Consider the following 12,586-nt stretch of genomic DNA (forward strand, 5'->3'; position numbering starts at 1 on the left):
ATGGGCTAAACTGATGCTCTTCCAGGCTTTTTTCAATCATTTCAAATGATAAATCAAACGGCTCGATAAATTCAAATAGTGCTATATTTTTAAACCACATCGCATCATACTCCTTATTTGCTGTGTCATAAATATCATAAAATATCAGTATCGATATTTCAAGATATTATTTAGTTTTAAATCATGTCAACTGATGAGTTTATTGCCAAGAAAGCAGATTTTTCTACAGCTTCCGTTTTCCCGTTGCTAAATTTAACTGTTTTTGGCTAAATTCAATATTTACGCATTTTAAAGCTCACTATGCTGATTTCATGGCTTTGGCAAGCAAGTGTATTGCTATGTGTGAGAAATCCTTATTATCGCAATTCATGAGCGTCTAATTTTCAGTCAACTGCTCAAAATTTAGCAAAATGTGGTTTCTTACATTTGTTCTCTTTAGTCAAGAGAATGAGCCTTCTCTGTACTTAAATTCAATTCGGCAACCAAATCCAAATCTTAGGTGCTAAGATTTAACAGGGCTAGATGAGCAAAGTAGAATGCACTATAGTCATTAATATGTAAATGTCGCAAATAATATAGTATAAGTCAAGTTACTACTATGACATGTAAAATTGAAGAAATTCTTTAAATGTAGGCTTTATGGATATGTTATAAAATAGAAGTCGCAATGTGTCGCAAACGAAAAGCAAGCGGCAAAAGCTTGTATTTTGCTGGTTTGCGGACTTTTTCGATGCTTGATGTCGCAAATGTTGCCTGATAAATCTTCAAAAGATTAAAAGATGTTATCTGATATATCCAAAAAGTCAGACATTGTCTGGCGAATTGAGTATGTGATATTTTTAAAGTTCACTGTGATTATGGGTTATCATGAAATTGATCTGTTGGTTTATACTTAAACTTGATTGTATCTCAAATGAGATATATACTTAAAGCATAGGAATATATTGGAGACCTTATTATGGCGAATACTTCAATGCTGCATGTTCGTATTGATAATGATCTTAAAGATGATGCGGCAAAAACACTTGCTAATATTGGTCTAACCCTTTCTGATGCCGTGAGAATTCTTTTAACACGAGTCACAAAAGAAGGTGGCTTGCCAGTAGGGTTGACTGTAGATCCAGCAGCACATAAAGCATGGTTTGAAGCGCAAGTTAAGAAAGCACTGACTGACACAAACCCTTCGGTCTCACATCAGGAAGTGATGGATGATGTTCAAGCTATGATTAACAAAAAGCGTAAGCATGACTGAGTTGCAATGGTCACATTTAGCACGTAACGATCTTCTTTCGATTGTGGATTATATTTCTGATGATAATCCAGACGCTGCTCAACATTTGAAAGATGATATTGAAGAAAAAGTATTATACTTACTTGAATTTCCTAAAATGGGTAAGGCTGGTCGAGTGAAAGGAACAAGAGAGTTAGTAACTTGGGCGAATTATATTGTTGTTTATCAGGTGAAAGACTCAGCAATTATAATACTTCGTATTTTGCACTCAGTTTGGACTTTAGTTAGCTGCTGTTAATAATTGCACCAAACAAATTAACTAATTTAACTTGCTCAACAGTATTGACAGTCGTTTTAGCAAGATTTGGATTCGCAACAATGATAGCTAAAGATTGCGCCCTAGAGATGGCAACATTGATCCGATGCTTATCAAACAGAAAGCCTAAACCACGAGGTGACTCGTTAGCATCACTAGCACACATGCTCAAAAATACAATTGGAGCTTCTTGCCCTTGAAATTTATCAACACTACCTATTTTGGCTTGATCACCAAGTGCTGAACGTAGTTTATTGACTTGGTGATTATAGGGCGCAACAAACAGCATATCATCCCAACTGACTTTACGAGTTTTGGGATTGCTTAAACCTGTGTGAAATGTCCTGCCAAGTAATGATTCGGCAAGTTTTTTTATCTCATCAACCTCCTCATCGGAAGCTTGTGTATTACCTTCATGATGAACAGGGATATAAATTATTCCAGCTTCTTTGTTAAGTGGTCCACTATAATCTATGGGGACTTCAATAATGCGTTTATCATTATCAGGATTCGCTGCAAGCTTGCCCTCATAGATATGTTTACTAATAAAGCGATTAATATCGGAATGCATGCGATAGGTTGTATTTAAAAACACACCCATATCATCAGGAATGGTTGGTGTTTCATGCAATAAATAGTCTAATACCGAAAGCCCGCTATCAGCCGGATGCGTTCCTTGTGATGGTTGACCCAGTTGCATCTGATCGCCCATTAAAATGAGATTTTTTGCACTTCGACTCATCGCAATAAGATTGGCTACTGCAACTTGACCGGCTTCATCAACAAATAAATAATCAAGCTGATCTTCCATGTCATCACGCGCAAATCCCCAAGCGGTAGTGCCAATGACACATGCTGATTTAACACGACTTATCAAATCTTTATTTTGCACTATAGTCACATTGTAATGCGCTAACTCTGAATCAGTATCTTTGGTACAAACAAATGTCGCTTCAACGCCCACTGCATGGCAATGTTTTGCAGCATTTAGCAGCAAATGATTAATGGCTTTATGGCTATTGCTTGCAATACCAATGCGAGCACCTGATTTTAATAGCTCTGTAATAACATTTTTAGCCGTATACGATTTACCCGTGCCAGGAGGTCCTTGAATGGTTAAATAACTATTATTAAGGTTGCTAATCGCTTGAATAATCTGCTGCAATTTCTCCTTAGGATTATTGCCAGATGCGATACTACCCCCCACTACACCCTTAATTCGTGGTTTTGAACGTGTCAGAAAATCAATGATAGCTGAGTGATTAGATGTAAGTCTCCCCTTTTCATAATCAAGCACAATTTGATTAATGGCTTTAGGGATTGGCTCAGCGTTAACAAATTCATCAGGGACTAATGCTATCTCTGTTGGTGGCTCCTGATTTGACTGTAAAACGATCACGCCATTTTGAAGATTGCTCTCCTCTGGGATAAAGGTAACTTTTTGAGCTTTGCCATCATCTGTTTCAACGCCTAATATATAAAACTGCTTTTGCACTCCTTTAAATTCTTGAGAGGGGTCAAAGCTATATTCATAAGCTAAGTTTCTTGCTTTTGGTGTTGGTTTAAATGGTTCTCGATCCGTCCTTTGACAGTAAGCTAAACAGTCTAAATCATCCATCAATTCCAAATGGCTCAGACCTAATCTTTCAAATAAGCGCCAAAAAACAGGTTTTGCCTCACGGCGATGAAATTCTAACATCCATGCTAAATTCTCACTTAATGCTGCAATTGCAGGATTTTTATTCTGTTGAGTCTCTGCTTGCACCAATAATCTATCGCGAAGCTGTGTGCGCTCTGTTACTTCTTCCTTTAGTTCCGGTTCAGTTACTTCAGATTTTCCTAGAAACTCAATTCCATAAGCTGATTGTTGCTTTCGCAGCCAATCGACAAGCTCTTGTGTCGAGTTGCAATCATCGATATTGTAATCGCGAATATCGTTGAGAATTTTAGAGCTTTGCCACGTATCACCCTCTTCACCCAGTGTATTAAGATTGCGCCATTTTTCATAAACCACCACTGAATCGCCACCGTTGCCGACCTCGGTCTGGCGTTTTCCGCGATAAAGATGTTCAACATTTTTAATCGAATAGCGAGGCTCTCCGAGTAGAATTCCGCCTTTGACAATTTTGTATAAATCGACAAAAACCTCATTACGCAGCAATTGATCAACTTCATACTCACAAACGCCATAACGCCCCATCAACTTTCTGCAAGCGGCAATCTCATAATTGGCATAATGATAAATGTGCATTTTAGGGTCTTGTTGCCAGCGTGCATAAACCCAGTGAATAAAATCCTGAAAACATTGTTTTTCTTGGATTCGGTCATGCGCCCAGAAATCAATAAACTGACGTTTGCCATTCTCATCAAAATAAGCGCAACCCCAAAGGTACTCCAACCCACCTTCATCAAGCGGATAACCTTCAATGTCAAAAAATACATCTAATGGTGAGTATGGTGGCAATAGCGCTAGTCCAGTTTTTCCGCCTATGGCAGGTGTGATAATATCAAATAGAGGCGTATCCTTGCCTTGACTGCGTTTTTGAATCGATGCTTGTGCTTTAAGTTGCTTGAGCGTTAATGGGTTCATCCCAGACACATGCTCTATCGTGGTATTTTCAAGCTGTTGCATGGTCAAAATATCCGCTTGATTCAGTTTTTTAATTTGCCCTCTAGTAATTGTTGCCACCTGAAATAAATGATCTTTTTCTGTCAATAGTCTTTCGGCATAGTCACTCCAGCTCCCCCAGTTTTTAGAATCAGCCGGATCTGGCATCTGTTTTGGATCAAACTTGTTTTGGTCAGCGATAAATGCTGATTTTAAGATTTGGTAATAGTCATAATAGTCAGCGGTTCTTAAGCGCTTATTTTCACCATTTCCTAACGCAATCGTAATATAAGCAGGTAATATCCCTTGTATCGATGAAAGCATCTGAGTATAACAGCACAACTGAATAACAAAGCTGGGCTTTAACTCATTAGCTAACTTGCTATCCCATACTTCATAATGCCAATTACCAAGCACACTCGGTCGATCGCCTAGGGTGTGCTCTACTTTGACTAGAAAATCCGCATAACCAGCAAACTGGTCATCTTTAAGTCGTGCCTGAGCAATCACATCTACGCCTTGATGCATTGCGTTTAAGGTGCCTTGATGCTTTTTGTCATCTGATTCACCTTTGATTATACGTAAAGTCTTACCTTGTGCAGCGAAAACTGTGGCTAAGTTTTCTTCCTGCTGATAGCCCTTTTGAGCCAATGATTTCATTAGCTCATCTTCTGGGTTTTTCTGAGGTGCTTGCCCTGGGTATTCACTTGCAAATCGATCCATCCATGAGGCGAAAGGACTCTCCATATAAAGCGTTAGATCTGAGGGTGAGTATTGGATGTGTTGTTTGCTTTTATGCATTATGAGCCCTTACTTTTTATAATCAATTTATATGGCTTTATGATTTTTCTCTTAGTTGTACAAACCATCTGCAATCATTTCTGCTTGCTTTAAAACGGTATCTGTCGCTAGTTTTTGCATATCAGGTGGATAGCCAAACTGACGTAAAGTACGTTTAACGGTTACTCTTAATTTGGCTCTCACAGACTCTTTTTTTGTCCAATCTATTGAGGCTGATGACTTTAAACGATTATATAACTCAACAGCTAATGCCCTTAGTTGTTCGGTTTGCATGACTTCTTTAGCACTTTCATTCTCAGCAATCGCGCAATAAAACGCATACTCGTATTCCGTCAGCCCAAGGTTTTTATTTTCATCATCCATTTTGCGCATCTCTTTGGCGTGTTTAATTAACTCTTCCAAAAATTCAGCCGACGTAATCACTTTGTTATGATATCTTCGTATCGAAGACTCGAGCATCTCCTGAAATGACTTTGCCTGAGTAATATTCTTTTTTGAGCGCACCCTAATTTCTTCATTTAAGAGCTTTTTCAATGTCTCCAATGCAATGTTTTTATGTTGATAATCCTGTACTTCTGCTAAAAACTCATCCGATAAGACCGATATATCTGGCTTTTTAATCCCACTGGCATCAAAAACATCAATAATTTGCTCACTGATTAAGGCTTTATCAATTACCTGACGAATAGCAGTTTCCATTTCGTGATTGGTTTTACCCTCTCCCGTTACGTCAAATTTTGCAAACCGGGCTTTAATCGCTTGGAAAAATGCTACTTCTTCTTTTACATCGATTGCTTCTTCATGAGGAATAGCAATAGCAAAAGCTTGTGACAAGGCGGTGACTTCATTGATAAATCTCTTTTTGCCCTCTTCTAAACCAAGGATAAAGTCCTCTGCTTGAAGAATAATGCTTAGCTTTTCTCTGGTATCTGCATCAAAGTAGCGTTCATAGTTAAACCCATGAAACATTTGCGAGACCACTTCCAATTTTTCTAGCATTAATGCAACCGCTTGTTCTTGAGCTTCCGCAGGGTCTCCTTTACCACCGCTGTCATTGTAGAATGATAATGCTTTTTTCAAATCACTGGCAATACCTAGGTAATCGACAATAAGCCCTGCTGGCTTATCCTTATAGACTCGATTAACTCTTGCAATTGCTTGCATCAGATTATGTCCTTGCATTGGTTTATCGATGTAGAGGGTATGCATCGAAGGCGCATCAAATCCAGTGAGCCACATATCGCGTACAATCACCAATTTTAATTCATCTTGACTGTCTTTCATTCGATTGGCTAACATGCGACGTTGTTTTTTGCTCGTGTGGTGTTTGCTCATTTCAGGACCGTCACTTGATCTTGCTGTCATGACAACTTTAATCACACCTTTGCTCAAGTCATCATTATGCCAATTCGGACGTAAACGAATAATTTCATCATACAGCCTTACTGCAACTCTACGACTCATGGAAACAATCATCGCTTTGCCATCACAGACTTCTTGACGTGCCTCATAATGCGCAATGATATCTTTGGCGATTTCCTTGATGCGACTTTCACTGCCAATCAAAGCCTCCAGGCGTGTCCATTTTGCTTTTGGCTTTTGCAGTTCTTCAAGTTCGCTAATCTCCTCGTCAAGCTCTTTAACAAATGCCTTGCCTTCATCGCTTAAATTGATTTTAGCTAAACGTGACTCATAAAAAATAGGAACGGTTGCACCATCTTCGATCGCTTGTGAGATATCATAAACATCGACATAATCACCAAATACCACCGAGGTGTTTTTATCTTTTGCTTCTACGGGTGTCCCTGTAAAACCAAGGTAGGTTGCATTAGGTAATGCATCACGTAAATATTTGGCAAAGCCATAAACCGTCTTTTTGCCAATAATATTGCCCTTGTCATCTTTCTCATCTATTGTGTTGGCTTTAAAGCCGTATTGTGTACGATGCGCTTCATCAGCGATGACAATAATATTATTGCGCTGGGATAAAAGATCATAAACATTCCCCTCTTCTGGTTGAAATTTCTGAATCGTAGTAAAAACAATCCCGCCACTTTCAACTTTGAGTAATTGCTTTAGTGTTTCTCGACTATCTGCTTGAACGGGCGGCTGCCTTAATAAACTTGTTGAGTTAGCAAACGTATCGAAAAGTTGATCATCTAAGTCATTTCTATCGGAAATAACCACGATCGTTGGATTGTTTAACGACAGAACAGCTTTGCCCGTATAAAAAACCATTGACAACGATTTACCACTACCTTGAGTATGCCATACGACACCACCTTTTTTATCCCCATCCTTTTGGCTTGCCTGCACAGTACGTGCAAGTGCTTTATTCACCGCATAGTATTGATGATAAGCAGCAAGTTTTTTAATCGTGAAAATCTGTGTTTGCCCTTGTTCATCCTGACTTTGATCTTTCTCAAAAACAATAAAGTTACGTATCAAATCGAGTAAAGTTGATGGGTTTAGCATCCCCTGTATCAAGGTCTCTATCTGCGGGATAATTTTTGAGCTTTCAGTCTGTCCATCGCTTGATTTCCAACTCATAAATCGGCTAAGGTCAGCTGAAATTGTGCCAGCACGCGCTTCTAATCCATCGCTAATCACACAAAAAGCGTTATATTTAAACAGGCTTGGTATCGTTTCTTTATAGGTGCGTATTTGCTCAAAAGCATTATAAATTGTTGCATTTTCATCAGTAGGATTTTTTAATTCAAGCGCCACCAAAGGCAGTCCATTAATAAAAAGGATTAAATCAGGGCGCTTATTTTGTCCATTTTCAATGATGGTAAACTGGCTAACAACAGCAAACGTATTATGTTTAGGATCGTAAAAATCAATGACTTTGATAATCTCCCCACGTGTGCTACCGTCTTGGGTATACTCAACTTTTATTCCTTGGGTGATGTACTCATGTATTGTTTCGTTATCGGTTAAAAGCTCATCTGAAGCAACGCGTAGCAGCTTTTTTATTGCATCATCAATCAACTGCGGTCGTGCACGAGGGTTAAGCTTCTGCAAGCACATCATTAGTTGCTCACTCAACACCACATCCTCAAAGCTTGAGCGTATTGGATAATCATCATCAGGTGCTACATCTGGTGCGTGTATATGCTTAAACCCAAGGTCTTTAAATAGGTCAATTGCAAATGCTTCAATATTATCTTCTTTCATATCATGTCCCTATTCTTGGCGATAACATATTCATAATCAGTTTAATCATCAGGTCTTTTTGCTTAGGGTCTGACTCAGCAACCAAGAGTGTTAAGGCTGCAAGCCCTGAATCATTAATGGTAAAATCGCCTTTGTCATTGACTAAGCGATTGTTGCGATTTAAAAAATCCGCAAATAAGAATGCGGCACTTCTCTTATTGCCGTCAACAAAAGGGTGATTTTTGATAACAAAATACAACAGGTGTGCAGCCTTACTCTCAATCGATGGATACGCTGGCTCACCAAAGACAGTCTGATTTAGATTGCCAAATATGCTTGCAATCCCTTCCGCCCTTGGTTTTGCAAATAACTGCGTTGCCTCACCCTTGGCAATCAGGTTGTCACGTAGTTCAGTTAATGCCATCTCAGCACACTCAACGCTTGGTAAGCTACCGCCTAATTGCTCAGGTGGGGTTTCTAGTAAACCCTCATCATAACGCTGTAGCCACAAAAAGGTTTGCGTATATTGGCTAATAATATTCACTAATCCTGTCGCCATTGAGCCATCTGATAGATTCATTATCGCCGCTTTATTAATTAATGCGATTGCTTCATCTAACATTTTGGCATTTTTTTCAAATCGCTGTTGATTTATGCTATAGCCTTGTTTCAGATAGTCGCGCAACACACTTGTCGCCCATATTCTAAACTGCGTACCTTTTTTGGAATTGACGCGATAACCAACCGATATAATCATATCGAGATTGTAATGCTCAATACTCCTTTTAACTTGACGATTTCCTTCCTTTTGAACTATCTGGAATTTCCGGATAGTTGCCTTTTGCTCAAGCTCATTCTCTTTGTAGATATTACGAATATGCTCATTAATAGTTTTAGTATCTTTACCAAACAATTCGCCCATTTGCTTTTGAGATAGCCATAAAGTTTCATCTTCAAACTTTACATCAATTTGTGTATGACCTTCTTTAGTTTGATAAATTTTTATCTGACTAGTCATGAGCAACCCTTAACTCACCACTCATTAACTTAGGCAGTAGAATATCTCTGGCTTGTTCGAGGGTGTTTATTTGTTTCTGGTTTTGATATATTTTTTCAAATATTGGAGTAGCAGTATTATTAAATCTCTTCATTGATCTAGAATCCGGCAATGCAAGTTGAATATCTTTGATCATTGCGGAGTTAATAGATGTTACGATCGATGACGTTGAGCCTAATGATTGATATGGGTATGTCTTTAAAAATAAATACAAAAATATATTATCAATATTGTCACATTTTGCATTAAAGTGAGCAATAGCTTCATTTGATAGCATATTGTCTCCAGTTATCTTTACTCTCCCTAAAGTCATTTTAAAACTGAGAACCACAGTATCTTTTGCAATAACTGGAATTTTAAATTTTTCAACAGCTGCTTTTGTTAAACACTCACTGGTTTTATTTGTATAGACACCCTGCTCTGCCATATCTTTTATAGATACCCACTTGATATTATTTTCTTCAAAATTTGAAAACCATATTTTCTCTTTCCTTGGTGGTGTTCGACCTATTTTTATGTCAAATAATTCAGATAGAGAAGTTACTTCCCATCTATCATCAGCTTTTTCAATAAACCATTCCCTAAAAAGCGTCTGCGCTAAATCCTCTAAAGTCTGATTTTGTTTGTGAAGCAAATCAATTTTATCGTCAAGGCTTGATAATACTTCGGCGATGGCTTTTTGTTCGGGGAGAGGTGGGAGTGTAATAGGTAATTTTTCTAACATCACTTTTGTAATTGCTTTCCTAGTAGCCCCAATTTCAGATTGTTGCAATAACTCTTGCTTCATACCTTGCAAACTATAGAATATAAATTCTGCATATGATTTACTTGAATCCGCCCTAATAATAGAAACGTGTTGATTTACGCGAGCTGGTAATATATCAATTGGAACGATACAACATCTAGCAACACTATCCCCCGTAATATTTAACAAAATATCTTTACTATTAACGGTGACATTTTTCAATTTGTCAGCCTGCTTATAATCAATGAAAGCTAAGCCATCTACTGAAAATCTAAAGTCTAATATATTCTGACTTCTAATTAGAGATATGCCAGATTCCTTGTATGAATCACCACCGCCCTTGGGAGTTGCTCCACTACCAATTTTTAAAACTACATCGCCTAACCAATAATCTTTCCAGCCCTCTGGTAATTTAGCTTCACTCATTACCGGCACCTTGAAGCTTGATTTTTGCTAAATTCTCCATAATTCTTTGATTAAGCACCTCTTCCTGTTCTATTTGTTCAGCAAGTTGTGCTTTTAAACTGGTAAATCGCTCAACAAAGTTAAAGTCATCCTCGACTTCTTCAAGCCCAACATATCTGCCTGGTGTTAGCACATAGTTTAATTCAGAAACTTCTTCAAAGCTGGCAGATTTACAGAAGCCTTTAATATCTTCATAATTTTCACCACGTTTCCAATTGTGATAGGTATTGCCAATATCGTTGATATCGTCATTGCTGAACTCTTTGGTTCTACGATTAATTAAATGGCCTTTATTTCTCGCATCAATAAAAAGAATGTCTTTTGTATTCCTGCCGCGCTTAATAAACCATAGACTTGCAGGGATTTGAGTGTTTAAAAACAGCTTAGCAGGCAAGTTAACAACGCAGTCAATTAAATTGGCTTCTACTAATGATTTTCTAATATTTCCCTCACCCGCTGTATTGGATGTCAAAGCACCTTTTGCTAAAACAAACCCTGCGACACCGGTTGGTGCTAAGTGATATAAAAAATGCTGAATCCATGCATAATTCGCATTACCTTCAGGTGGTGTGCCATATTGCCATCTAGCATCACTTCTTAAAAGATCACCGTTCCAATCAGAAACGTTAAAGGGCGGATTTGCAATGATATAATCTGCTTTTAGATCTTTATGTGCATCATTTAAAAATGAGCCTTCCGAGTTCCATTTGACTTGCGAGCTATCAATACCTCTGATGGCAAGGTTCATTTTACATAAACGCCAAGTTGTCTGATTGGATTCTTGACCATAAATGGAAATATCATTAATTTTTCCTTGGTGTGACTCGACAAAGTGTTCTGACTGAACAAACATCCCGCCACTGCCACAACATGGGTCAAATACGCGTCCTTTGTACGGCTCCAGCATATTAACTAAAAGTTCAACGACCGATTTAGGCGTGTAGAACTGCCCGCCTTGTTTGCCTTCTGCTAGCGCAAACTCACCTAAGAAATACTCAAAAACATGGCCCAAAACATCAGCACTACGGCTTTTGGTGTCACCAATAGAAACATTACCGATCAAATCAACAAGTTCACCCAGAGTGGTTGCATTTAAATTGTCTCTAGCATAGACTTTAGGTAAAACACCTTTAAGTGTGGTGTTTTCTTTCTCGATTTCATCCATTGCCTCATCAATAAGCTTACCTATAGCAGGTTGCTTGGCTTGTGATAATAGATAAGACCATCTGGATTTAACGGGGACAAAAAATATATTTGATTCTAAATATTCATCTTTATCCTCTGGGTCTGCCCATTGTTCTTTTTTTAACTCCTCATAACGCTCTTCAAAGCTATCTGATATGTACTTTAAGAAAACCAAACCCAAAACAACATGCTTGTATTCGGCAGCATCAATATTTTTTCTGAGCTTGTCTGCTGATTTCCATAAGGTGACTTCTATTGATTCTGTTTTTACTTCTTTTGCTTTTTTTGCTTCTTTTTTCTTAACCATTATAAAATTCCAATTTAACTATTAGTGGAGTTTGTTTCACATAAACTCATGATTATTAACGCTGTCATTTACAATTGCTCACTTGAATTTGATACTCGAAAAAGGCAAGGATTAAAGTAAAGTTTAACGCCTTTTACCGATGGTATAATTTGAGTATAGTGAGTTTTCTCAAGTAATTTTAACGCCTTGTCACGTCTTGCTTTATCACGCAATGGACTTGATCTTAAAATGTCTCTAGGAGTCGTTTCGACTAATTCTTTTTCTTTAATCCATTTAAGGATAACCTTAGCATCATGCTCTACTTGAGTTTCTTTGTTATCACCGAATATCCGCTTAGCTTCATTAAGATGCCATTCAATGATTTGGTATGCTGATTCAACGTAGTTGACTCTAATTTCTGTGCCTTGTTGATCATCAAAAATATGAAGAAGTGCACTTAATCTAGCAATGTTTTCACTGGCCTTTGATGCTAGATCGTGAATACTATGCCAATGGTATTCATTAGCAATGGCTGATTCAATATAATCAAAATATTTAATCCATACTGATTTAGCTGTCTGACTAAATTTAAGCGTTGGGATATGCCCGAAACCATACTGGTCAACGGGAAGTGTTTTATTTAGACAGCTTTTGATTCGCGCATGAAAGCGCTCAAGATCTTCATTTACACTACTGGCAGGCTCTTTATAGTAGCGGTTGCCCATGGTTGATTCAG

8 protein-coding genes are annotated in these 12,586 nt (G+C 38.0%); 2 read left to right on the forward strand and 6 right to left on the reverse strand.

Annotated elements, in window-relative coordinates; translation table 11 throughout:
- The first annotated feature begins 958 nt into the window (after nucleotides 1-958).
- Both DNJ75_RS13225 and DNJ75_RS13230 read left to right on the forward strand, forming a co-directional pair.
- On the forward strand, nucleotides 959-1,252 hold the full coding sequence (locus DNJ75_RS13225; protein ID WP_117003929.1) for a type II toxin-antitoxin system RelB/DinJ family antitoxin: 294 nt from the start codon (nucleotides 959-961) through the stop codon (nucleotides 1,250-1,252).
- Entirely contained in the window at nucleotides 1,245-1,529 is a 285-nt protein-coding gene (locus DNJ75_RS13230) for a type II toxin-antitoxin system RelE/ParE family toxin (RefSeq protein ID WP_117003930.1), read from the forward strand. The genes DNJ75_RS13225 and DNJ75_RS13230 overlap by 8 nt, the downstream gene beginning before the upstream one ends.
- Here the strand turns inward: DNJ75_RS13230 and DNJ75_RS13235 are convergent.
- From DNJ75_RS13235 to DNJ75_RS13260, 6 genes are all read right to left on the reverse strand, one after another.
- On the reverse strand, nucleotides 1,516-4,956 hold the full coding sequence (locus DNJ75_RS13235; protein ID WP_117003931.1) for a TM0106 family RecB-like putative nuclease: 3,441 nt from the start codon (nucleotides 4,954-4,956) through the stop codon (nucleotides 1,516-1,518). The two genes, DNJ75_RS13230 and DNJ75_RS13235, sit on opposite strands and share 14 nt — an antisense overlap.
- Nucleotides 4,957-5,007: 51 nt before the next feature.
- Nucleotides 5,008-8,133: a type I restriction endonuclease subunit R gene (locus DNJ75_RS13240; protein WP_117003932.1), complete on the reverse strand. Its 3,126-nt coding sequence runs from the start codon at nucleotides 8,131-8,133 to the stop codon at nucleotides 5,008-5,010.
- Between the two features lies 1 nt (nucleotide 8,134).
- Complete coding sequence (rhuM, locus tag DNJ75_RS13245; protein ID WP_117003933.1) at nucleotides 8,135-9,130, reverse strand: virulence protein RhuM/Fic/DOC family protein; 996 nt, start codon at nucleotides 9,128-9,130, stop codon at nucleotides 8,135-8,137.
- Entirely contained in the window at nucleotides 9,123-10,340 is a 1,218-nt protein-coding gene (locus tag DNJ75_RS13250; RefSeq protein WP_117003934.1) for a restriction endonuclease subunit S, read from the reverse strand. The genes rhuM and DNJ75_RS13250 overlap by 8 nt, the downstream gene beginning before the upstream one ends.
- On the reverse strand, nucleotides 10,333-11,871 hold the full coding sequence (locus DNJ75_RS13255) for a type I restriction-modification system subunit M (RefSeq protein WP_117003935.1): 1,539 nt from the start codon (nucleotides 11,869-11,871) through the stop codon (nucleotides 10,333-10,335). The genes DNJ75_RS13250 and DNJ75_RS13255 overlap by 8 nt, the downstream gene beginning before the upstream one ends.
- Nucleotides 11,872-11,939: 68 nt before the next feature.
- Nucleotides 11,940-12,586, reverse strand: a 647-nt coding sequence (locus DNJ75_RS13260; RefSeq protein WP_157968343.1) for a DUF3987 domain-containing protein, incomplete at its 5' end; no start/stop codon positions are given.

The organism is Cysteiniphilum litorale (assembly GCF_003428165.1).
GTDB lineage: Bacteria > Pseudomonadota > Gammaproteobacteria > Francisellales > Francisellaceae > Caedibacter > Caedibacter litoralis.